Source organism: Streptomyces sp. NBC_01351, assembly GCF_036237315.1.
Classification (GTDB): domain Bacteria; phylum Actinomycetota; class Actinomycetes; order Streptomycetales; family Streptomycetaceae; genus Streptomyces.
Genome location: NZ_CP108356.1, coordinates 4,962,697 through 4,985,120, shown reverse-complemented (window position 1 = coordinate 4,985,120; position 22,424 = coordinate 4,962,697). Strand labels below are relative to the sequence as shown.

The window sequence follows — 22,424 nt, the reverse complement described above, 5'->3', positions numbered from 1 at the left end:
GCGGTGCACTCCGAGGCCACCTTCGATTCAGCACCGGCGCAACCCGCCGGTAGACAGGGAAGGACCCATGCGACAGGTACTGAGCCGACAGGTACTGGGCAAGGGGATGCTCACGGCGGCAGCCGCGTCGAGTCTGCTGTCGATCGCGACCGGTGCGGCCTACGCACACCCCGGAGCGAGCGCCGAGGCCTCGCATTCGCCGGGTGTGCTCGCCGGCAACAGCGTCTCGGTACCGATCACCTTCGCGCCGAACGTGTGCGGCAACAGCGTGGACGCCGGGGCGGGACTCAACCCCGCGATGGGCAACACCTGCGCCACCACGACCGGCTCGCACGCCGATGACGACGCCGACTACGCGCGCTACCTGAGCCCCGAGAACGCCGAGGCCCTGGAGCGCTACCTCGACGAGCGCGAGGCCCGCCACCGGGTGCCGGAACAGCGCCACGAGTCCCCCCGTGACCAGTACGAGCAGCACGAGCAGCGGGACCGGCACGACCAGGGCGGCCCGCGGGACCAGGGCGGCTACGGCAGCTCCGGCGAGGAGCAGCAGGGCGAGGAGGAGTGCGACGACCACCCTCAGCCCGGGCCCGAGGCGGAGCACCCGGCCCCCGCGCCCCACCCGGCACCCCCCGCACCCCCGCAGCCGCAGCCCGAGGAGGAGAAGCCGCCCCCGGCCCCGGTCGAGGAGGCCCCCAAGCCGCTCCCCGCCCCGGCCCCGGAGGCTCCCGTCGAGGAGGCCCCCGCGCCGCTCCCGGCACCCGCCCCGGTCCCCGAGGCTCCCGTCGAGGAAGCGCCCGCGCCGCTCCCCGCTCCGGCGCCCGTACCGGCCCCGGTCGACGAGGCTCCGCAGCCGCTCCCGGCCCCGGCTCCGCAGGCCCCCGCGCCGACGCCCGAGGCTCCCGTCGAGGAAGCGCCCGCGCCCCGGCCGCCGCACGGCAGCCAGCCGGTGGAGCGCCCCGCCGACCAGCCGCCGGCCGCCCCCGCGGGTGACATCCCCGTCCACCTGCCCCCGGCCCCCGCCCCCGCCCCGGCTCCGGCTCCGGCTCCGCAGGCCCCCGCGCCCGTTCCCGTACCGGCGCAGCTGACGGCGCCGATGCTGGCCGAGACCGGCGCGGGTCAGCCCGCGGCCGCGGCAGCCCTCGCGTCGGCCCTGATCCTGGGTGGCGCCATTCTGTACCGGCGGTCCCGAATCACCTGATCGGCATTGCCGGTAATACCGGTAATCGGAAGAAATATCGGCCGGAGAATCCCTTGTCGGATTCTCCGGCCGCTGTCATGTCCCCGCGGATTCGCGTTTCCGTACCGGCGGGCGATCGTTACGCATGGTGAAAGCGGTGCGACGGTCGCCGCTGACGCCTCCGCCCACGAAAAGAAGAGGATTTCGATAATGAAGCTCTCGAAGGTCGCCGCTGTCGTCGTCGGCTCCGTAGCCGCCCTCGGCGCCTCCGCCCCCGCGTTCGCCGCCGATGCCCCGGCCGCTGCGATGCCCCCCATGAGCGTGACCGGCGGGGCGGAGTACGCACTGAACACCCTCGGCCCCGTCACCGAGAGCCTCCCGCAGACCGCCGGCAACGCGCTGGCCGAGCAGGGCGATGCCGTCAACAAGGTCGTGGGCACGGCCCAGAAGGTCAACAAGGTCCGCAACGACGTGCCCGGCACGGTCCTCGGCCTCGCGAACGGCGCCACCCAGGCGAACCCGATGCTCGGCGGCGTCCAGCTCAACGGCGGTCAGGGCGGTCAGGGCTGAGCCGCCCGGACACGACTGTGGGCGCCACCGGCGAAGCCGGGGCGCCCACAGTCGGTTGAGCTGCCGAACCGCCGACGTCAGTCGTTGACGCAGACGTTGCCGAACGCCGGGTTCAGAGCGCCGATGACGTTCACGGAGTTGCCGCAGACGTTGACCGGAACGTGGACCGGGACCTGGCCCAGGTTGCCCGAGAGCACACCGGGGGAACCCACGGCCGCGCCTTCGGCCGACGAGTCGGCCGAAGCGGAGCCGGCGGCACCGGCCGCAGCGAGACCAGCAGTGGCCAGGACCAGGGCGGCCTTCTTGGCAGAGTTCATGGGAAGTGCACCTTCTGTTCGACGTTCTGCCCCGGTTCGGGGCTCACATCGAGCGAAACGTCCCAGCTTCCCGGACGACACGGCCTCGCGCGAGATCAGACCTGTTCAGCTCAATGGCCGGGCCGTGGTCGCGCACGGGGTTCCGCGCCGTCCTCCCGACCCCTACGGCAGGTCGGGGATCTCCGGAATCTCGGGGATGTCAGGGATCTCGGGTGCGTCCGGGAGCTCGGGGACGCCCGGGAGTTCGGGTGCGGTGTCCGCCGGAGGTACGAGCGGGACCGCGCCCGGGAGTTCGGGCGCGGTGTCCGCCGGAGGTACGAGCGGGACCGCCGGCAGGTCCGGGGCGACCCCGTCGAGCGGCGGGAGCTCCACCGGCAGCTTGGGGACGATGTCGGACAGGTCGGGGAGGTTGAGGTCCGGGAGCTTCGGCAGCTGGATCGGCGGCAGCGTGATCCCTCCGGGCAGCAGGCCCCCCACCGACTTGAGGAGGTCCTCGATGGTCTTGGTGAGGCCGGCGAGGAGGTCGTCGATCGGGCCGGCCGCGGCGCGGCTCTCCACCTTCTCGATCTGCCGCTGTACGGTCGCCGCCCGCTCGGTGCGCGCGGCGGCACCCTCACCGTCCGCGGCGCCCGCGGGGGCGGCCGCGCCGGTCAGTATGACGACGGCGAGGGCCGACGGGACGATCATGCGGGCGCGGGAGGGCTTGGTGCGGTGCATGGGTGTTCCTTCTGGTGGTGGCATACAAACGGACCAGAGCGATCCGCTTCCTCACTCACCGTGCGAACACCTCGCACGGAGCGCAACCGGATCTTGAACAGCTGAGGGGTGCGTACGGGCTTCGCGCACGCGTCCGCAGAAGGCTCACCCCCTCCGGGGAAAACCCGGCGGCACGCGGGCCGTTTGAGTGAAGCACCGGAACCAACCACCCGCCGGGACAGTTGACCAGGGCGCTCCATCAGCGGGCATTCGTGCGACAAAAGGATCAAGATGTTCAAGAAGTTCATGACCGCCGCCGCGGTCTCCGCCGTTGCGGTCGGCGCGGGCGCCGCTGCCGCGGCCCCGGCCATGGCCATCGGCAACGACAACGGGATCAACACCGTCAACGGCAACGGTGCCTCGCAGGTCTACGGCAACCAGAAGACCCACGGCGACATGAGCCCGCAGCTCGGCCTGGTCCAGGGCACCCTGAACAAGCCCTGCATCGGTCTGCCGGCGAAGGTCAACGCCCAGTCGCTGGTCGCCCTGGTCAACGTCGGTGTCCAGGACATCAACGTCCTGTCCAACCCGCAGAACCAGCAGTGCACCGAGAACTCCACCCAGGCCAAGGGCGACGAGCCGCTCTCGCACATCCTGGACAACATCCCGGTCCTCTCGGGCAACGGCTCCGTCGGCAGCTGATCCCAGCTCCCCGCGTCGAGCGACGGGGGCCCCGGCAGCGTCCAGCTGCCGGGGCCCTCGCGCGTGCGGCCGTTCGGGGCTGCGTCACCCGGTCCAGAAGTCCCACCACCGGGTGAGGATCAGCATCCCGATCACCCCGGTGTGCAGGGCGGGCGGGGCCCACCCGAACTCGTCGAAGAAGCCGCGCACCGGGGCGGGGGCCGGGAGGGCGCCCGTACGGACGTTGTGCGCGGTGACCGCCCAGAACATCAGCAGGGTCGCCAGCCAGGCCAGGCAGCACCACAGGCACAGCGCGTTGATCTCGTACAGCGACTGGACCATCAGCCAGGTGCAGAATCCGACACCGAAGAGCGTTCCGGCGTTCAGTCCGAGCCAGAACCAGCCGCGGTAGCGGGCGCCGGCCAGCAGGCCCGCGCCGACGCACACGACGACGGCGTAGGTGACCAGCCCGAGCATGGGGTTGGGAAAGCCGAACGCCTGCGCCTGCTCGCTCTGCATCACGCTGCCGCAGGAGACCACCGGGTTGAGGCTGCAGGCCGGCTTGAAGTCCGGGTCCTCCAACAGGAGGAACTTGTCGAGGGTGATCACCCAGGAGGCGAGCACTCCGGCCGCCCCCGTGAGGACCAGCAGCCAGGCCGGCCCCCTCGGAGCGGCCGCCGCGGCCTGCGGGCCGCCCTCGTGTCGACTGTCGGGCCGTTCCTGTTGGTGCGGGACGCCCACTGTATTCGTTGCCATGCCGCCCATAGTCCCGCGCTCCACCACACAGCAGGCTGAACCATGCCTATTCGTACGCAAGTTGACCTGAAGGGGTGGCGGGAACCACTGATGGTTCCCGGACGTTTTACCGAACCCCGGACGTGATGTCAGAGCCAGGGGCTACGTTGAGCTCCCGCGAAGTGACAAGCTGCGACGGCCTGGAGACCCACCTTGAGCGATCCGTACGAGACAACCGAGGCGCACCTCGAGCGACTCCTCGGCCGCACCCTCAACTCCTTCGACCTTCCTGACCGGTTGGTCGAGCGCCTCGGCGCGGCGCTCGCCCACAGCTCTTCGCTGTACACCACCCACCACAGTCCGGCGACGGGGCTGTGGCGGGAGACGCACCGGCACACCTACCTGCTGGCGGACGGCGGTTCGGTCTCCTTGTGGGAGCTGACGTACCGGCTCGGCGACGGCGACGGCGACCGCACGGTCCGGCACGAGGTCTTCGCGAGCAAGGCGGAGATCTGCCTGGCCGTGGCCCGGCTGTTCGGCGCGGTCCCGGCCGACGCGGCGCTGGAGCCGGTGCTGCTGCCGGGCGACGAGGATCCGGACAACGACGTCGCCGTGCTGAGCGCGCTGTTCGCGGCCTCGGCTCCGGCGCAGCGGCACCGGGAGTACGTGGTGGAGGAGTCCGCCGACCACGCCCGGCGGGTCCTGCGCCGCGCGGAGAACGCGGACCGGCCCGGCGAGCCGGTGGCCGCGCTGCTGCGGTCGGCGTACGCGCACCACATCACGCAGGCGTTCGGCACCCGGCAGTGCCTGTCGGACGGGCGGGACGCGGGGTTCAGCCTGTACGAGCACGCCTTCGTGCTGCTGGACGGGGCGGAGCTCAGCCTGTGGGAGGTCGAGCACACGGCGACCCCGGACGGGCGGCACATGTGCGAGGTGTACGACACCGAGGCGGCCGCGCGCGAAGCGATGGAGCTCCGCGCACGGGTGCGGTGACGCTCCGCTGAGGTCGGCCGATCCGGGGCTCGGGCCCCGGCCCCCGGATCCGGCCCGGCCCCTCCCCGCTGGGGGCTCCGCCCCCGGACCCTCCCCCAGCTACCGCTGGGGGTACCCCCAGCGCCTCAAACGCCGGCGCGGCTGAAATCGCCCTGCGCCCGTCAGGCCGTGGCGGGTTCCGACAATCGGAGGTCCAGGGGCAGGTCCTGGGTGACGCGGACCGCTTCGGGGCTCAGGTCCGCGGGGGTCAGCATGGCGCTTCCGGGAAGTTGGACCGCGGCCGCGCCGTGGGCCAGGGCCGAGGCGAGGGCGGCCGGGCCGGTGCCTCCCGCGACGAGGAAGCCGGCCAGGGAGGCGTCGCCCGCACCGACGTTGCTGCGGACCCGGTCCACGGGGACCCGCGCGGTGCCGTAGTAGGTGCCCTCCTCCGCGACCAGCAGCTGGCCGTCGGCGCCCAGGGAGGCGAGTACCGCCCCCGCGCCGCGTGCGCGGAGCTCCTGCGCCGCCTCGGTCACGTCGGCCAGGGTGGACAGCGGGCGGCCCACCGCAGCGGCCAGTTCGGAGGCGTTCGGCTTGATGACGTCCGGCCGGGCCGGGAGCGCCGCGAGCAGGGCCGGGCCCGTGGTGTCGAGGGCGATGCGGGTGCCCGCTTCGCGGGCGCCGGCGACCAGGTCGGCGTACCACCCGGGCGCGAGGCCGCGCGGGAGACTGCCGCAGCAGGCGATCCAGGCCGCGTGCGTGGACCACGTACGGACCGTCTCCAGGGAGGTGGGCGATTCCGTCGGACAGAACTGCGGGCCGGACGTGTTTGTCGTACGAGGTTGTTGTCGCTCGATCGTGTGACGTTCGACTTGACGGCTTGCGGGGCCCTGGGCGGGTCGGGATAGCGTCGCCGTGCGATCTGGGACGCCGGGAACGGTGCCAGCGTGCGGGGCCCCCTCTCCACCAGAGAGATGGTTTGGGGCCTCCCCGCCGCCTCTGGCCGGACCCACATGGCCAGGTCGCACAGGGAACCAGCCTCCCGGGACAGGACCACGCACACGATGCGTGTCGCCTCCCCGGGGTCGAGTACGCCGGGGACCAGTGCGCCCAAGACCGTTCGGGGCGTGCGGCTGAACGGACTCGCTTCCGCTCAGTCGAAAGGAACGGTTGGGCGTGACGGTGAGGATCATACGAGCACGACTTCCGAACCTGCGGCCTCGATCGCAGCCTTGCGGTCGGGGCCGAGCCCCCTGTCCGTGATGAGCAGGTCGATGTCCGCGAAGGAGCCGAAGCGCGCGAAGTGCTCCTGCCCGGCCTTCGCGGAGTCCGCGAGGAGGACGACGCGGCGGGCGGCGGCGATCGCCGCGCGCTTGACGGCGGCCTCGGCGAGGTCCGGGGTGGTCAGGCCGCCCTCGGCGGAGAATCCGTTCGTCGCGAGGAACAGGACGTCGGCGCGGATCTCGGCGTACGCGCGGAGCGCCCACGCGTCGACGGCGGCGCGGGTGCGGTGGCGGACGCGGCCGCCGACGAGATGGAGGTCGATCCCGGTGTGGTCGGCGAGCCGGGCGGCGACGGGCAGCGCGTGGGTGACCACGGTGAGGGCCGTTTCGACCGGGATGGCGGCCGCGAGGCGGGCGACGGTGCTGCCCGCGTCGAGGACGACGCTGCCGCCGTCGGGGAGTTCGCCGAGGGCGGCGGCCGCGATGCGGTCCTGCTCGTCCGCGGCGGTGGCCTCCCGCTCGGTGAGGTCCGGCTCGAAGTCGAGGCGGCCGGCCGGGATGGCGCCGCCGTGCACGCGGCGGACCAGGCCGGCCCGGTCGAGGGCCTTGAGGTCGCGGCGTACGGTCTCGGCGGTGACCTGGAACCCCTCGGCGAGGGAGACCACGTCGACCCGGCCGGCCTCGCGGGCGAGGCGGAGGATCTCCTGCTGGCGCTCCGGTGCGTACATGTGGGTTTGCATCCGTTCGATGCCCGATTCTGTGGCTTCCCCTACCGTACGCCCGATTGCAGGCGAAAACAAAAGGAAACGGACATGCTCGCCTGAGAAGGCGGGCATGTCCGTGGACCGAGAGCGGGAAACCCTAGGAGGCCGGGACCTTCTCGGCGGCCGGGGCCACGTACTCCGAGCCGCCCTCGCGCTGCTCCATCGGGATCGGCTTGCGCGGCAGCAGGAACATCACCGCGAAGATCACGAGCAGGACGGACGCGATCCACCACAGCGCGACGCGGAAGGCCTCGACGTACGGCACGCCGAAGACCATGTCGTCGTCGATCATTCCGAAGAAGACGACGGAGGTGAGAGCGAGGCCCAGCGCGTTGCCCGTCTGGCCGGTGGTGTTGATCAGGCCGGAGGCGGAGCCGGCGTGCTCGCGCGGCACCTCGGAGAGGGTGGTGTCGTTCAGCGGGGCCACGATCAGGCCCATGCCGATGCCCATCAGGACCAGCGGGGCCGCCATCTGCCAGGGGGCGATCTCCATGCCGTAGTGCTCGGACTCCCAGATGTACAGGAGCAGGCCCGCGGCCATGATCAGCGCACCGGCCTGGAGCACCTTGCGGCCGAAGCGCGGCACGAGCTTGCCGACCGAGATGCCCGCGGCGGCCGAGACGGCGATCGAGAAGGGGATGCCGGTGGAGCCGGCGCGCAGGGCGCTCCAGCCGAGGCCCATCTGCATGTACAGCGTCCAGACCAGGAAGAAGATGCCGGTCGCGATGCCGAAGGTGAGCTGGACGGCGATACCGCCGGCGAAGCTCTTGACCTTGAAGAGGGAGAGCTCGACGAGCGGGGAGCCGTCCTTCTTGATCTTGTACTTCTCGTACGTGATGAACGCGGCGAAGACGAACGGCGCGGCGATCATGCAGACGAAGCCCCACAGCGGCCAGCCGTTCTCGCGGCCCTGGGTGAGCGGGAAGATCAGCATGACCAGGGCGAGGGTCGCGAGGACCACGCCGACGAGGTCGAGGCGCAGGGCCTTGGGGGCCTTGGACTCACTGATGAACATGCGGCCGAGGATCACGGCCGCGATGCCGACCGGCAGGTTGATCAGGAAGATCGGGCGCCATTCGAGACCGAAGAGGTTCCACTCGCTGAGCAGCGCGCCGAGCATCGGGCCCGAGACGGCGCCGAGGCCCACGATCGCGCCGAACATGCCGAAGACCTTGCCGCGCTCGTGCGGCGGGAAGGTGACGTGGATGATCGCCAGGACCTGCGGGACCATCATGGCCGCCATGCCGCCCTGGAAGAGGCGGGAGGCGACGAGCATGCCCGGGTTGGCGGCGATGCCGCAGAGCAGGGAGGCGACGGTGAAGCCCGCGATGCCGATGAGGAAGACGCGCTTGCGGCCGTAGATGTCACCGAGACGGCCGCCGGTGATCAGGCCGGCGGCGAAGGCGAGGGCGTAGCCGGCGGTGATCCACTGGATCGCGCTGGTGGAGGCCCCGAGGTGCTCGCGCATGCTGGGGATGGCTATGTTGACGATCGTGACGTCGACCAGGTCCATGAAGGTCGCGGTCATCACGATGGCGAGCGCCAGCCAGCGGCGGCGGTCCGCGGGCGACCCGTTCGTGGGCGAGCCGTTCGTGGTTGCGGGGGCTGTCGTCTCGTTCCGCTCTTCTTGTACGGGCCCGCTCTCTCTCGCGGGCGATGTCTTGGACGTCTCGGTGCTCATGGAGAGAAACCTAGACGGGATGTAGGTCAGATTGTGTCCGCTTTCGCTGGCAGTCTGGATCGCATGACAGATACTCCGGCGCGGCTGCTCTCCCTGCTGTCCCTCCTCCAGACCCCGCGCGAATGGCCCGGGAGCGAACTGGCGCAGCGGCTCGGGGTGAGTGCGCGGACCATCCGGCGGGACATCGAGCGGCTGCGGGATCTGGGCTACCCGGTGGAGGCCACGCTGGGCGCGGAGGGCGGGTACCGGCTGGTGGCCGGCGCAGCGATGCCGCCGCTGCTCCTCGACGACGAGGAGGCCGTGGCGATCGCGGTGGGGCTGCGGGCGGGGGCCGGGCACGCGATCGACGGGATCGAGGAGGCCTCCGTACGGGCCCTGGCCAAGCTCGAACAGGTACTGCCGTCGCGGCTGCGGCACCGGGTGGGCGCGCTGCAGTCGGCCACGACCGCGCTGACGCGGGGGGACGGGGCGAGCGTGGACCCCCGGACGCTGACCACGATGGCCTCGGCGGTGGCGGGGCCGGAGCGGCTGCGGTTCGCGTACCGGGCGGGGGACGGGGTGGAATCGCGGCGGCTGGTGGAGCCGTACCGGCTGGTGAGCACGGGGAGCCGGTGGTACCTGGTGGCGTACGACCTGGAGCGCGAGGACTGGCGCACCTTCCGGGTGGACCGGGTGCGGGAGCCGTTCGCTACGGGGGCGAGGTTCGCTCCGCGGGGGCTGCCGATGGACGCGGAGGAGTTCGTACGGCGGGGGCTGCGGGGCGGGGGGACGTACGCGGTGGAGGCCGCCTTCGCGGCGGGGGCGGATGCGCTGCCGGGGTGGCTCCGCGCCGTTGCCCTCCCGGGCGGGGGCGGGTCGGAGACGGTGGTCCGCTTCGAGAGCGGGGACGCGCCGGAGTGGCTGGCGGCGCGGCTGGCGCTGGTCGGCGTCCCGTTCACGGTTCGGGAACCGGTTGCCCTGCGGGCGGCCGCAGGGGCGCTGGGGGCGCGGCTGTCGGGAGCCGGGGGATCGGTCGAGTAGGGCCCGCTCCGCCGAAGGACGCGGGGCTCCGCCCCAGCAGCGGCGCCGCACCCGCGGGGCCTGGGCGGAGCCCCAGGGCGGCGGGCCGCCGAGGCCGCGGCAGGGGGGAGCCCCGGCACCTGGGGGGGGGTGGTGCCGGGGCTCGTCTGGGGGTGGGCCGGCCGCGTCAGGCCGCGGCGTCGAAGCCCGTGTCGCGGGCCATCCGCTTCAGCTCCAGCAGCGCGTGCTTCTCGATCTGGCGGATCCGCTCGCGGGTCAGGCCGTGCTGCTTGCCGACCTCTGTCAGCGTACGCTCCCGGCCGTCCTCGATGCCGTACCGCATCTTGATGATCGACGCGGTGCGCTGGTCGAGCTTGCCGAGCAGGTCCTCCAGCTCCTCGCTGCGCAGCAGCGACAGCACCGACTGCTCGGGGGAGATCGCGGAGGTGTCCTCCAGGAGGTCGCCGAACTGCGTCTCGCCCTGGTCGTCCACGGACATGTTCAGGCTGACCGGGTCGCGCGCCCAGTCCAGTACGTCGCCCACGCGCTTCTCCGTCGAGTCCAGCTCGGCGGCGACCTCGGCGTGCTCCGGGTCGCGGCCGTTCTCGCGGTTGAACTCGCGCTGGACGCGGCGGATCCGGCCCAGCTCCTCGACCAGGTGGACGGGGAGGCGGATGGTGCGGGACTGGTCCGCGATGGAGCGCGTGATCGCCTGGCGGATCCACCACGTGGCGTACGTGGAGAACTTGAACCCCTTGGCGTAGTCGAACTTCTCGACCGCGCGGACCAGGCCGGCGTTGCCCTCCTGGATGAGGTCGAGGAGCGGCAGACCGCTGCGCGGGTAGCGGCGGGCGACGGCGACGACGAGACGGAGGTTGGAGCGGATGAAGACTTCCTTGGCGCGCTCGCCTTCGGCGGCCAGCGCCTCCAGCTCCTCGCGTGCGGGGGCGTCGCCCTTCCGCTCCATCTCGCCGTCGAGGATCTGCTGGGCGTACACGCCCGCCTCGATGATCTGCGAGAGCTCCACTTCCTTGGCGGCGTCGAGCAGCGGGGTGCGCGCGATCTCGTCCAGGTACATGCCGACCAGGTCGCGGTCTGCGATCTCCCCGCCCACAGCGCGTGCGCTGCTCGTGGACTTACGGCGGGCGACGGCGCGGGTTGCCATGCGTGCTCCCTTGCGATGAGTTCGGTCGCGGTGCGGCTGCCGGACGGCCACCGGGGTGCGGTGGAGCGCCCTTCGGACACTCTCCCGAGTGCCCGCTTCCGAAGGAAACAACGACTGGAATCGGGACAGAATTCCCACGTCGCTCCCTCTTTTTCGAGATCTTGCAGTATCCTGCCCCGCCACGAGAGGGGACCGGATGCCGCAGGACTTCGAGGAGGTGCAGGTCAGGCCGGGAACGGAGGCCGATCTGACACCCCTCACGGACGTGTACAACCACTACGTCCGTGAGACCGCCGTCACATTCGACACGGCCGTTTTCACCCCGGAACAGCGCCGCCCGTGGCTGCACTCCCACCCTGAAGACGGCCCGCACCGGCTTCTGGTTGCCTGGACCGGCGATCGAATGGCCGGATACGCCACAAGCAGCCCATTCCGTCCGAAACCGGCGTACGCCACGTCGGTGGAGGCGAGCGTCTACCTGGCCCCCGCACGCGGTCGGCCGGGGCATCGGGACGGCGCTGTACGAGGCCCTCTTCGCGGAGCTGGCCAAGGAGCCCGTGCACCGCGTGTTCGCGGGGGTCGCCCTCCCGAACGAGGCCTCGGCACGGCTCCACGAGCGCTTCGGGTTCCGGCGGATCGGGGAGTTCACGGAGGCCGGGTGGAAGTTCGGGCGGTACTGGGACGTGCGGTGGTACGAGAAGCGGCTGGACCACCCGTCCGGGTGAGGGGCGAGGCATATTCCTGCGGCATACGCCTCCACGCCCATACCGTGCGGCGATGACCACATCCGACTCCCAGCCACCCGGCATCCCGCCGGTGGACCCCGAGCTCGCGGACGCGCTCCGGCGGGCCTGGCAGGCCATCGACCCACCCGAGACGTTCCGCGTCGAGGTGGTGGAGGAGTTCATCGAGATCTGGCGTGTGGGACCGTTCCGCCACAGCCTGGTCGCCAACAGGTTGCGCAGCCGCCTGACCACCTTCCTGGACGACGGTCCGTACAGCGCCTACCAGGTGCTGTACGTGAAGCACGGGCACCGGGCCTGGGCTCCTGACGTGCTCGTCGCGCCAGATGACCTCGCGGGCCACGTCTCCCCTGACGGGTACGGGATCGAGGCCTCGGCAGTGGCCCTGATGGTCGAGGTCGTAGCACCGGAGCCCGAGGGCGTCACGCGGGACCGCAGCCGCAAGCGGCGGGCGTACGCGCGGGCCGGGATCCCCGTGTACGTGATCATCGACGACTACGACGGACACGGCACCGTCAGCGTGCTGACCGGCCCCGTGCCCGGTGAGGCGCAGTACGCCTCCGAGGTGCGGATGCCCTACGGGACCGAGGTCGTCGTCCCCGAGGGGCCCGCCAAGGGGTTCGCCATCGGCGAGGACATCACCGGGGCGCTGCGGAGCGACGGCTAGCCGAACTGGAGGGAGCGCTTCGAGAGGCCCATCCAGAATCCCTCCACCGTGTCACGGCGGGCGGCGAGGTCGCCCGAGGCTTCGGCCGCGCCGAGGGTGACGAAGAGCGGGGCGAAGTGCTCCGTGCGGGGGTGGGCCAGGCGGCCCGAGGGGGATTTGGCCTCGAAGTCGAGCAGGGAGTCCAGGTCGCCCGAGGCGAGGGCCTCGTGGCCCCAGGCGTCGAACTCCGTCGACCAGGCGGGCGTGCCGGCATGGCGGAGGGCCGCCAGGTTGTGGGTGAAGAAGCCGCTGCCGACGATCAGGACGCCTTCGTCGCGCAGGGGTGCGAGCTTACGCCCGAGGTCCATCAGGCGGCGCGGGTCGAGGGTGGGCATGGATATCTGGAGCACCGGGATGTCGGCCGCCGGGAACATCTCGACGAGGGGGACGTACGCGCCGTGGTCCAGGCCGCGGTCGGGGATGTCCTGGACGGAGGTGCCCGGGGCCCTGAGGAGTTTGCGGACCGAGGCGGCGAGCTCCGGGGCGCCCGGGGCCTCGTAGCGCACCCGGTAGTAGTGCTCGGGGAAGCCCCAGAAGTCGTAGACGAGCGGTGCGGGCTCGGTGGCGCCGAGGGCGAGCGGGGCCTCCTCCCAGTGGGCGGAGACCATCAGGATCGCCCGGGGGCGGGGCAGGCCGGCGGACCAGGCGGCCAGTTCGCCCGGCCAGACCGGGTCGTCGGCCAGCGGCGGGGCCCCGTGGCTGAGGTAGAGCGCCGGCATACGGGTGCCCTGGGGGTTCGGGGCCGGGGATGCGGGGGCGGGGGCCGGGGTCATGGGGCGCTCCTGAGTCGTGGGTGCAGGGCCGCACGAAAAGACTAACCCCGCTTGGTTCAAATTTGAACCAAGCGGGGCGTTCAGTCATTCCCGCGCGGGCACCGCCCCCGTCAGTGGGCGATCACCGGGACCTTGAACTCGTCGTCCGCCCCGTCGCCGGAGGCGACCACGCCACCCGCACCCGGACGGCCCGTGTTGATCAGCGCCACCGCGATGGCCGCGCTCGCGACCAGGATGCCGACGGCCCACCAGATGGCCGAGGTGTAGCCCTCGACCATGGCCTGCGCCTGGACGAGCTTGGCCGCCGGGCCGCCCGCCGCGGCCTCCGCCGCGTGGTCGGTCAGGTACGCGGTGGTCGCCGAGGCGGCGATGGTGTTCAGCAGCGCGGTGCCGATGGCGCCGCCGACCTGCTGCGAGGTGTTGACCATGGCCGAGGCGACACCGGCGTCGGCCGGGTCCACCCCGTGGGTGGCCAGGGACATGGCCGGCATGAACGCCGTACCCATGCCGAGGCCGAGCAGCAGCTGCGCCGGCATGATCAGCGCCGCGTACGAGGACCCGACCTCCAGCTGCGTCAGCATCAGCATGCCGAGGCCGGCGACCAGGAAGCCCGGACCCATCAGCAGGCGCGGCGCGACCCGGGTCATCAGGCGGGCGCCGATCTGCGTGGAGCCCGCGATCATGCCGACGATCATCGGCATGAAGGCGAAGCCGGTCATGACGGGCGAGTAGCCCTTCACGACCTGCAGGTAGTAGGTGAGGAAGAGGAACAGGCCGAACATCGAGATGACGGCGAGGCCGAGCGAGAGGTACACGCCGCCGCGGTTGCGCTCCAGCAGGACGCGCAGCGGCAGCAGCGGGGACTTCACCTTGGACTCGACGAAGACGAACGAGGCCAGCAGGGCCACCGAGGCGATGAACATGGCCACGGTCACGCTGTCCGACCAGCCGGCGGACTCGGCGCGGGTGAAGCCGTAGACCAGCGCGACCAGACCGAGCGTGGACAGGATCACGCCGGGGATGTCGAGCGGCGCACGGTTGCGGCCGCCCGCGGGCTCACGGATGACCATCCAGGCACCCACGGCCGCGACGATCGCGAACGGGATGTTGACGAAGAAGGTCCAGCGCCAGTTGAGGTACTCGGTGAGGAAGCCGCCGAGGATCAGGCCGACGGCGCCGCCGCCGCCCGCGATCGCACCGTAGATGCCGAAGGCCTTGGCCCGCTCCTTGGCGTCGGTGAACATGACGGCCAGCAGGGAGAGGGCGGCCGGCGCGAGCAGCGCGCCGAAGGCGCCCTGGAGGGCGCGGGCGCCCAGCATCATGGCCTCGCCGTTGGCGGCGCCGCCGAGCGCGGAGGCCAGGGCGAAGCCGATGAGGCCGACGACGAAGGCGTTCTTACGGCCCCACTTGTCGGCGATGCGGCCGCCGAAGAGGAGCAGACCGCCGAAGGCCAGCGCGTACGCGGTGATGACCCACTGGCGGTTGCCGTCGGAGATGCCGAGGTCCGTCTGGGCGGAGGGCAGGGCGATGTTCACGATGGTCGCGTCGAGGACGACCATCAGTTGGGCCAGGGCTATGAAGACGAGCGCCTTCCAGCGGCTGGGATCGGCGGCAGCCTGCGGCGGTGTCGCGGCTGTTTTTGACATGGGGGTACCCACTTCACGGTGCGGAATGACTGAAAACTGACTGGAACTGACTGGAATCCGACTGAGATCTACTGAAAAACGATATTTCGGGCGGCCTGTCGAAGTCACATGGTTTTCCGCCTCAAGTCCTCCAGCGTGGCCGCCGAACCGGGCAGCACCGACCGCGCCGGAGCCCTCAACCCGTCGAGGAACAGCTGGAGATGGCGGTGGGTGAACCGGCCGGTGTCGAGGCAGCCGATACCGGGGAGGGGGCGGCTGAGCTGGGACAGGGCGACCATCAGGTCGCCGATGCCGATGTCCGTACGGATCAGGCCCGCCTCCTGACCGGCGGCCAGCAAGGTGTCGACGGCCTCCCCCAAGGCGGTTCGCGCGTCGATGAGTTCTGGGTGCTCGCCGTCGAAGTCGTCGCCGAGCATCGGGCACAGGGCGCCGATCCGCTCGTCGGCGGCGGTGTGGGTGAAGCGGCACAGGGCGGCGAAGGCGTCCGGCTCCTCGGCGAGGGAGGCCTCGGCGGAGGCCGTGACCCGGTCCATCACGAAGAGCACGACGTGGTGGACGAGGGTGGGGCGGTCGGGGAAGTGCCGGTAGAGGGTGGCGTTGCCGATGCCCGCCCGGCGGGCGACCTCGTCGAAGGGGGCGCCCGAGCCGAACTCGACGAACACTTCGCGGGCGGCCGTCAGGATGCGCTCGCGGTTGCGCACGGCGTCGGCCCGCGGACGCGGGACCGCGCGCGGCGCGGGTGCCGATGCGGGTGACGATGCGGGTGCGGGTGCGGGTGCGGGCGCGACGACGGCCCCGGGCGCGGTGGCCGTGGCGGCGGGCCGGTTCGGGAGCGCCAGGTCCACGGGGGCCTCGGGGGCGGATACGGCCGCCTTGGCGGTGGTGGGGCGCTTCATTCCGGGGCCTCCCTGGCGCTGCGATCCGTACGACCCCCTCAAACGGGGAGCCGGTCCCCACTTGGCGGGACTCACGTACAAACGGGGATCGGGTCCCCGGTTATTTCACTCGCAAGTGTGAGCCGGGTCACAGGACCTTCCACGTTCGGCCTCTCCCGACGCGCGGCCGCGCCGGAGCCGTCAGAGGGTGATCGAACAGAGCGCAGTCCGGGCAGGGCCGGCTGCCGCGGACCCGAAGGCGATCTCCATGCCGCAGACCCGCCACCGGATACGCAGACCACGCCGCACCAGCGCGTACATCGGCATCACCGCGCTGGCCCTCGGCGTCACGGCGACCGCGAGCGCCGGGATATCCAACCGCGGCCACTCCGCCGCCGGGCCCGTGGCAACCACCGCCGAATCGGCCCTCGCGCCGTGCCGGATCGCGGGCACGATGGGCGTGCAGATGTCCGAGGGCCTGCCGACCCCGCCGGGGTACTCCCGCTCGACCGGCGAGGTCCGGGCGCTGAACTTGATGATCGACTTCCCCGACGCCAAGGGCGAGGGCACGGCCGCGGACCGGCTCGCGGAGTTCTTCCCCCAGACCGCCGACTGGTTCCGCACCAGCTCCTACGGGCGGCTCGTCTACCGCGCCGAGGCGCCGATAGGGAACTGGCTGCGCATGCCGATGCCCTTCGCGGCGTACGGGATCGAGCGCGGGTCCGCGTACGAGCCCGGCTACCGGCAGCTCGTCGAGCACATCGCGAAGGCCGCCGACCCCGAGGTGGACTTCAGCCGGTACGACCTGATCAACATCCTGGTCACGCCGAACGCCGGGCCGTCCGCCCTGGACACCGTCCTGTCGGTGACCTTCTCGGGCAACGGCGAGGCGCCCGTCGCCGACGGGGTGCCGCTGGCGAACACGTCCTTCGTCTACAGCCGGCAGGACGACGGCTCCGGCACCTACCGGGAGACCGGCTACCGGGTGCTCCCCCACGAGAACGGGCACGTCTTCGGACTGCCCGACCTCTACACCTCCGACGGCGGGGGCACGGTCGGGCACTGGGACATCATGAGCGAGGACTGGGGCGCCAACAACGACCTGCTGGGCTGGCACAAGTGGAAGCTGGGCTGGCTGGACGGCTCGCAGATCAGCTGCGCGTCGAAGTCGGGCACCAGCGACCACGTCCTGTCGCCGCTGGCGGTGGAGGGCGGTACGAAGCTGGCCTTCATCCCCACCTCGGAGAGCGCCGGGTACGCGATGGAGGTGCGCACCCTGGCCGGGAACGACGAGGCCGTCTGCAAACCGGGCGTCCTCATCTACAAGGTGGACTCCGACGTGGACACCGGGCACGGGCCGGTGACGGTCTCGGACAGCGCCGACGCGAGCGGCGGCTGCACCCGGCGGCCCAATGTGCACGCGGAGCTCTCGGACGCGCCGTTCCGGCCGGGCGAGACCTTCACCGACGAGAAGGCGGGCATCAGCGTCTCGGTGGTGGGCGAGCTGCGCAACGGCAGCTACCAGGTCCGGGTCATCCGCCCCTGACGACCCCTCCTCCGCCCGCACCCCACATCCCGCATCCCGTCCGCATATCGACACCACGCGGACGGGATGCGGACACATGCCGCGACGCCGACGAAATCGTCACCGGGAGTCCTCAAGCGGAGGGCCCGCCACCGGCGTTTCCCCCTCCCCGAGCCGCGCCGTCGGCAGAGCCTCGAAATCGACCATCCGAGGCAGGCGCACAACCGCGTTCCGGTTCTCGCGAGGAGCCGGCGGTCATCGCGGTACGCGCCCAACCGGCCACGGCGGCTGGCTGATTCCGCATCGGCGCCGGCCCGGAGGAGAACCGGGGCTGGATCATCCACCAGGGGAGCCATCCCGGGGGCGCCGGGCCTCGTAGGAATCCACGAAGAGCAGGCCTCAGCCTGCGGAGTTTTCATGTCTTCGACCCCTACCTGCCCCGGCTCGATTCCCTGTCTACTCCTCACAAGCCGCAGCTAATCGGGGGATTGCGCGTGCCGTGTCTGCAACGCCGTTGTGTCTGAAAGGCGTTCGCCTGATGTCGGATTTCCAGCCGGACTCCCGATGCTCCCGACATCTCGCCGAACGAAGGAAAAACCTTGTCCACGACCACGACGTTATCCGCTCGGCACATCGAGATTTCCTGGCCTGATCTGGGCATCACCGTCACCGCGGAACTCGATGACCGCAACCCTGAGTTGGCAGATGCCCTGTGGGAGTCCTTGCCCTATCGGAGTCTGCAGGGACACGCGCTGGTCGCCGGACAGCACCTGTACCACCACGTACCGATCCCCTCGCTGCTGCACCTGCACGCCACTCACAAGATCGCCGACCGGCGCGATGCGCCCGACGGGACGGTCTTCTGCTCCGGGCTGCAGCATCTGGGCATCAAGTACGGCGAGTTGAGCGAGCCGATGCCGGCTTCGCCCGTGGGCCGGATCCGGCAGGAGGACATGCCGGCCCTGCTGGAGGCCGGGGCCGCGGTCTGGGACGCCGTCTACGCGACGAAGAAGCAGATCCTGGTGGAGGTCCGCAAGGCCGGCACCGCGGGCGGACACCGCATTCCCCGGCTGACCGCCGCGAACTCCGATGCGCAGCAGCTGATCCACGATCTGCACGCGGAGACCGAGCGGATCTGGCTGACCGCACCGCCCGAGCTCGCCGACCTGCACGAAGGCCTGATCCCTTCCGGAGCCGGCAGCTACGAGACGGTTCTTCCCACCCTCCTGTTCGTCAACGGCGAGACCCGCCCGCTCGGCTACGCCACCTACGGCGGCCTGGTCCGCGCCGCGGTCGCGAACATGCCGATGGACTCCCTGCGCCAGATGGCACGCCTGCTGATCGGCGTCCCGGCCGAGTTCCTGGGCTACTGCGGCCTGGAGAAGCTGTGGGCCTTCACCGAGCGCGTACTGGCCTGCCTCGACGAGCTCGACCGCGAGGACTTCCTCGCGGTGGCGAGCCAGATGGCCCTCTACATCAACTGCCTGGGTGCCTGGAACCTTCACCTCTTCCCCTGGGACGCCGCGGACCAGCTGCGCCGGCAGCCCGTTCCCCAGTAGCGAGAAGTGACGAGTGCCCTGCCCCGGAAGACTTTTTCGAGAGGACAGTTCATGGCTGAACAAAAGGGCGAAGAGTTCGTTCGGAAGATGATGCGGTGGCACTTCAGCCCGGAGACCGGATCGCCGTTCTGGCTGAAGCGCGCCGAGACGCTCGACTTTGACCCGTTGACCGATGTACGTGATTTCGACGATCTCGGCTTGTTTCCCAATGTGGTGGACGAACTGCGCGACGTCGCGGTCCGCGATCTGATTCCCCAGGGCTACGGCGACGGCCTCGAGGCCAGCGTCTACGAAAGCGGTGGCACCACCGGGGAGCCCAAGCGCGTGGTGTTCGCCGCGGAATGGCACCGGCGCAGCGTCGAGTGGTTCAGCGAGCGACTCGACGAACACGGTGTGCCCCGGAACGTCGACTGGCTCAGTGCCGTTCCCACCGGGCCGCACAACGTCGGAGCCATGGCGGTCGACACCGCGGCGCTTCGGGGCGGGCTGAACTTCGCCATCGATCTGGACCCGCGATGGGTGAAGAAGCTGCTCGCGGACGGCCACATGGACATGGCCAGCGCCTACACCGATCACCTCATCGAGCAGATCGGTTTCGTCCTGTCCAGCCAGGACGTGGGCGTGCTCTTCGCCACTCCGCCGATGCTGGACCGCCTCGCCCAGCGCGATGACCTGGTCGAGCTGGTGAACCGCAAGGTCCGCACGATCATCTGGGGCGGTACGCATCTGGACGCCGACACCCGGGATCTGCTGCGCGACGAGGTGTTCCCGAACACCAAGCTCGTCGGGGGCTACGGCAGCACCATGATGCTGGGGACATCGGTGGAGCGCCCCGGCCTCGGAGCCGACGAGCCGTGCGTGTTCGACTCCTTCGCCCCGTACACCACCTTCCGGGTGGTCGACCCCGAAACCGGCCGGGTCGTTCCGTACGGCGAACGCGGGCAGGTGATCGTCCACCACATGAGCCGAACGGCGTTGCTGGTCAACAACGCCGAACGGGACTTCGCCACCCGGATCGCACCGGCCACGGACGGTTTCGGCGACTCGCTCGCCGACGTCGCTCCCGTGGAGTCCTTCAGCGGTGCGCCGGTGATCGAGGGCGTGTACTAATGCTGTTCCTCGACGCTCTCGGCCCGAACGGCCCCTATCGATCGCGGCGGCAGGAGACGATCCCGGACCTCGCCGGAAACCCGATCGCGACCCTGAGTCTCGTACCGCCGCTCTACGTCACCCGCGCGATGAAAGCACTGCACCGCGCACCGGTGATGCCCCTCGACGCACGGATCGCGGCGCTCGCCGAGGCGGGCCGGGCGTTCGCCACGCAGCGGGTCGCGGGACTGACGGCGGAGGAGTACCAGCGCACCGTCAGCGCCGCCACCGGCACACCGATCACGACGGTACGAGGCGCCACCGCCGACATCGCGCGGGCCGCCGAGCGGATCCACCACAGCATGCAGAACGCACGGCCGGCCGGCGCGGTCGATTCGTGGCGCGATCCGCTGACCCGTGGCGGCAGGGCGGTGTGGACCCGTCGGGGCGACGTGTTCGCCGTCCACGCCGCGGGCAACCACCCGTCGGTGCACCAAGGTTGGCTGGACGCCGTCGCGCTCGGCTACCGGGTCGCCGTGCGTCCGTCCCGGCGCGAGGCCTTCACGCCGCACCGGTTGGTCACCGCCCTGCGCGAGGCCGGATTCGGCGAGGACCGGATCGTCCTGCTGCCCACCGACCACCAGGCGGCCGACGAGATCCTCCGGCACGCGGACCTCGGAATCGTCTACGGCGGTGACGACGTCATGCGCAAGTACGCGGACGATCCGCGCATCCTGCCGCAGGGCCCCGGGCGCTCCAAGGTGCTCATCACCGCCGAAGCCGACTGGGAGCCGATCGTCGACACCATCGTGGAGTCGATCAGCAGCGGTGGGGGCGTCGGCTGCGTCAACGCCACCGGCGTACTCGTCGAAGGCGACCCCACCCCGGTGGCGGCAGCGCTCGCCGAACGCCTCGCCGCGCTGCCCAGCCTGCCCCCGTCGGACGATCGGGCGGTGCTGCCCGTCATGCCGATCGGCCCCGCCCGCCGGTGGGAGGAAGGACTTCGCCAGCGGGCGGCCGACACCAAGGCGTGGCTCGGTGGCGACGGGATCCTCGACGACCTCGGCGACGGCACCGCCGTGCTGCGGCCGGCCGTGCACCAGCTCGACAGCCCCTTCGACGCGCAGCTCGGCATGGAACTGGGCTTCCCGTGCGCATGGGTCGCACCGTGGGACCGCGAAGCCGGGATCCGGCCCCTGCGGGGCACGCTCGTCCTCACGGCCGTCACCACCGACGAGGACCTGATCGACGCCCTGGTGGCCGAGCCGACGATCGGCAACGTCTACATCGGTGACCATCCGACCCCGTGGATGGCGCCCGGCCTCCCGCACGACGGCTATCTCGCCGACTTCCTCATGCGTACCAAGACCGTCCTGCGCTGACCTGCGCTGACCTGCGCGGATGTCGTGCGGAGTACGGCCTACGGCCCGCACCCAGTCCGTTGATCCTCCAGGAAGAAGGACATGACCGCACAGACCGTCACCTCCGTGCCCGCCTACCTCGTCCCCGCAGCCGGCTCCAGGCTGGAGCGCGGCACGATCCCGCGGCGGCCGGTGGGCGAGCACGACGTGCTGATAGAGATCAAGTACACGGGGATCTGCCACACCGACATCCACCGGGCCCGCGACGACATGGGCGGCGGCGTCTTCCCGATGGTTCCGGGCCATGAGATCGCCGGTGTGGTCACCGCCGTGGGCCCGGGCGTCACCCAGCACCGCACGGGTGACCGGGTCGGCGTCGGCTGCATGGTGGACTCCTGCCGGAACTGCGACAACTGCAGGGGCGGCCAGGAGCAGTTCTGCGCGAACGGCGCCGTGGAGACGTACAACTCGCCCGGCCCCGACGGCGGTCCCACCTACGGCGGCTACTCCACCCACATCGTCGTCGACGAGAACTTCGTGCTGCGCATCCCCGAGGGCATCCCGCTCGCCGAGGCCGCGCCGCTGCTGTGCGCCGGCATCACCCTGTACTCCCCGCTGGTCCACTGGAACGCCGGCCCCGGCAAGAAGGTCGCCGTCGTCGGCCTGGGCGGCCTCGGCCACATGGGTGTCAAGATCGCGCACGCCATGGGTGCCGAGGTGACGGTGCTCTCGCGGACCCTGGGCAAGAAGGACGACGGGGAGCGGCTGGGCGCGGACCACTTCCACGCCACCTCCGACCCGGCGACGTTCGAGCGGCTGGCCGGCGCCTTCGACCTGATCATCAGCACGGTGTCGGCCAACCTCGAACTCGACGCGTACCTGTCGCTGCTCAGGACGAACGGCACGCTGGTGAACGTCGGCGCCCCGTCGGCCCCGAGCAGCGTGATGCTGTTCTCCCTGATGGCCGGCCGCAAAACGCTGGCCGGCTCGCTGATCGGCGGTATCGCCGAAACCCAGGAAATGCTGGATTTCTGCGCGGAGCACGACCTGGGCCCTGACATCGAGGTCGTCTCCGGCGAACAGATCAACGAGGCGTACGAGCGGGTGCTGACCTCTGACGTCCGCTACCGCTTCGTGATCGACGCGTCGACGATTCCGGCCGCCTGA

21 protein-coding genes and 1 pseudogene are annotated in these 22,424 nt (G+C 71.1%); 12 read left to right on the top strand and 10 right to left on the bottom strand.

Features of this window, described 5'->3' with window-relative positions; all coding sequences use genetic code 11:
* Positions 1 to 67 precede the first annotated feature (67 nt).
* Positions 68 to 1,198, top strand: coding sequence for a chaplin (locus OG625_RS23060; RefSeq protein WP_329384339.1), 1,131 nt, complete (start codon positions 68 to 70; stop codon positions 1,196 to 1,198).
* 189 nt (positions 1,199 to 1,387) lie between these two features.
* Entirely contained in the window at positions 1,388 to 1,747 is a 360-nt protein-coding gene (locus OG625_RS23055; RefSeq protein ID WP_329384336.1) for a hypothetical protein, read from the top strand.
* 77 nt (positions 1,748 to 1,824) lie between these two features.
* Here OG625_RS23055 and OG625_RS23050 read toward each other — a convergent pair whose 3' ends face one another.
* Complete coding sequence (locus tag OG625_RS23050; protein WP_329384334.1) at positions 1,825 to 2,064, bottom strand: chaplin; 240 nt, start codon at positions 2,062 to 2,064, stop codon at positions 1,825 to 1,827.
* Between the two features lie 162 nt (positions 2,065 to 2,226).
* A complete protein-coding gene (locus OG625_RS23045; RefSeq protein WP_329384331.1) occupies positions 2,227 to 2,781 on the bottom strand; it encodes a hypothetical protein in 555 nt (184 codons plus the stop codon).
* Positions 2,782 to 3,051: 270 nt separating this feature from the next.
* Between OG625_RS23045 and OG625_RS23040 the strand changes: the two genes are divergently transcribed.
* Positions 3,052 to 3,462, top strand: a complete 411-nt coding sequence (locus OG625_RS23040; RefSeq protein WP_329384327.1) for a rodlin — start codon at positions 3,052 to 3,054, stop codon at positions 3,460 to 3,462.
* A gap of 84 nt (positions 3,463 to 3,546) precedes the next feature.
* Here OG625_RS23040 and OG625_RS23035 read toward each other — a convergent pair whose 3' ends face one another.
* Positions 3,547 to 4,197: a vitamin K epoxide reductase family protein gene (locus tag OG625_RS23035; RefSeq protein WP_329384323.1), complete on the bottom strand. Its 651-nt coding sequence runs from the start codon at positions 4,195 to 4,197 to the stop codon at positions 3,547 to 3,549.
* Positions 4,198 to 4,389: 192 nt separating this feature from the next.
* Between OG625_RS23035 and OG625_RS23030 the strand changes: the two genes are divergently transcribed.
* Positions 4,390 to 5,169 carry a DUF6227 family protein gene (locus OG625_RS23030; RefSeq protein ID WP_329384320.1) on the top strand — a complete coding sequence of 260 codons (780 nt, stop codon included), beginning with the start codon at positions 4,390 to 4,392 and terminating at the stop codon, positions 5,167 to 5,169.
* Between the two features lie 161 nt (positions 5,170 to 5,330).
* On the opposite strand, the gene OG625_RS23025 is transcribed toward OG625_RS23030, so the two are convergent.
* The 3 genes from OG625_RS23025 to OG625_RS23015 form a co-directional block, all read right to left on the bottom strand.
* The gene (locus tag OG625_RS23025; protein WP_329384318.1) at positions 5,331 to 6,161 is read right to left on the bottom strand and encodes a 1-phosphofructokinase family hexose kinase; all 831 of its coding nucleotides are present in this window, start codon (positions 6,159 to 6,161) and stop codon (positions 5,331 to 5,333) included.
* Positions 6,162 to 6,337: 176 nt separating this feature from the next.
* Positions 6,338 to 7,099, bottom strand: coding sequence for a DeoR/GlpR family DNA-binding transcription regulator (locus OG625_RS23020; protein ID WP_329384315.1), 762 nt, complete (start codon positions 7,097 to 7,099; stop codon positions 6,338 to 6,340).
* A gap of 133 nt (positions 7,100 to 7,232) precedes the next feature.
* On the bottom strand, positions 7,233 to 8,816 hold the full coding sequence (locus tag OG625_RS23015; protein WP_329384312.1) for an MFS transporter: 1,584 nt from the start codon (positions 8,814 to 8,816) through the stop codon (positions 7,233 to 7,235).
* A 63-nt stretch (positions 8,817 to 8,879) separates the two neighbouring features.
* Here OG625_RS23015 and OG625_RS23010 point away from each other — a divergent pair, with 63 nt between their 5' ends.
* Positions 8,880 to 9,836, top strand: coding sequence for a helix-turn-helix transcriptional regulator (locus tag OG625_RS23010; protein ID WP_329384310.1), 957 nt, complete (start codon positions 8,880 to 8,882; stop codon positions 9,834 to 9,836).
* Positions 9,837 to 10,002: 166 nt separating this feature from the next.
* Here OG625_RS23010 and OG625_RS23005 read toward each other — a convergent pair whose 3' ends face one another.
* On the bottom strand, positions 10,003 to 10,980 hold the full coding sequence (locus OG625_RS23005) for a sigma-70 family RNA polymerase sigma factor (RefSeq protein WP_329384308.1): 978 nt from the start codon (positions 10,978 to 10,980) through the stop codon (positions 10,003 to 10,005).
* A gap of 196 nt (positions 10,981 to 11,176) precedes the next feature.
* Here OG625_RS23005 and OG625_RS23000 point away from each other — a divergent pair.
* Both OG625_RS23000 and OG625_RS22995 read left to right on the top strand, forming a co-directional pair.
* Positions 11,177 to 11,705 (top strand): annotated as a pseudogene (locus OG625_RS23000) (GNAT family N-acetyltransferase).
* 52 nt (positions 11,706 to 11,757) lie between these two features.
* Positions 11,758 to 12,390: a Uma2 family endonuclease gene (locus tag OG625_RS22995; RefSeq protein WP_329384305.1), complete on the top strand. Its 633-nt coding sequence runs from the start codon at positions 11,758 to 11,760 to the stop codon at positions 12,388 to 12,390.
* Here the strand turns inward: OG625_RS22995 and OG625_RS22990 are convergent.
* The 3 genes from OG625_RS22990 to OG625_RS22980 form a co-directional block, all read right to left on the bottom strand.
* Positions 12,387 to 13,202, bottom strand: coding sequence for a dioxygenase family protein (locus tag OG625_RS22990; RefSeq protein ID WP_329384302.1), 816 nt, complete (start codon positions 13,200 to 13,202; stop codon positions 12,387 to 12,389). The genes OG625_RS22995 and OG625_RS22990 overlap by 4 nt on opposite strands.
* A 110-nt stretch (positions 13,203 to 13,312) precedes the next feature.
* The gene (locus tag OG625_RS22985; protein WP_329384299.1) at positions 13,313 to 14,848 is read right to left on the bottom strand and encodes an MFS transporter; all 1,536 of its coding nucleotides are present in this window, start codon (positions 14,846 to 14,848) and stop codon (positions 13,313 to 13,315) included.
* Between the two features lie 104 nt (positions 14,849 to 14,952).
* Entirely contained in the window at positions 14,953 to 15,744 is a 792-nt protein-coding gene (locus OG625_RS22980; protein WP_329384296.1) for a TetR/AcrR family transcriptional regulator, read from the bottom strand.
* Between the two features lie 247 nt (positions 15,745 to 15,991).
* Between OG625_RS22980 and OG625_RS22975 the strand changes: the two genes are divergently transcribed.
* The 5 genes from OG625_RS22975 to OG625_RS22955 all read left to right on the top strand — a co-directional run bounded on the left by OG625_RS22975 (position 15,992) and on the right by OG625_RS22955 (position 22,424).
* Positions 15,992 to 17,269 (top strand): M6 family metalloprotease domain-containing protein, encoded by a 1,278-nt coding sequence (locus OG625_RS22975; RefSeq protein WP_329384293.1) that lies wholly within the window; start codon positions 15,992 to 15,994, stop codon positions 17,267 to 17,269.
* A gap of 578 nt (positions 17,270 to 17,847) precedes the next feature.
* Positions 17,848 to 18,807, top strand: a complete 960-nt coding sequence (locus OG625_RS22970) for a hypothetical protein (protein ID WP_329384291.1) — start codon at positions 17,848 to 17,850, stop codon at positions 18,805 to 18,807.
* A 51-nt stretch (positions 18,808 to 18,858) separates the two neighbouring features.
* Positions 18,859 to 19,917 carry an AMP-binding protein gene (locus tag OG625_RS22965; RefSeq protein ID WP_329384288.1) on the top strand — a complete coding sequence of 353 codons (1,059 nt, stop codon included), beginning with the start codon at positions 18,859 to 18,861 and terminating at the stop codon, positions 19,915 to 19,917.
* Positions 19,917 to 21,278, top strand: a complete 1,362-nt coding sequence (locus tag OG625_RS22960) for an aldehyde dehydrogenase family protein (protein ID WP_329384285.1) — start codon at positions 19,917 to 19,919, stop codon at positions 21,276 to 21,278. Before OG625_RS22965 ends, OG625_RS22960 begins: the two co-directional genes overlap by 1 nt.
* 81 nt (positions 21,279 to 21,359) lie before the next feature.
* The gene (locus OG625_RS22955) at positions 21,360 to 22,424 is read left to right on the top strand and encodes an NAD(P)-dependent alcohol dehydrogenase (RefSeq protein ID WP_329384281.1); all 1,065 of its coding nucleotides are present in this window, start codon (positions 21,360 to 21,362) and stop codon (positions 22,422 to 22,424) included.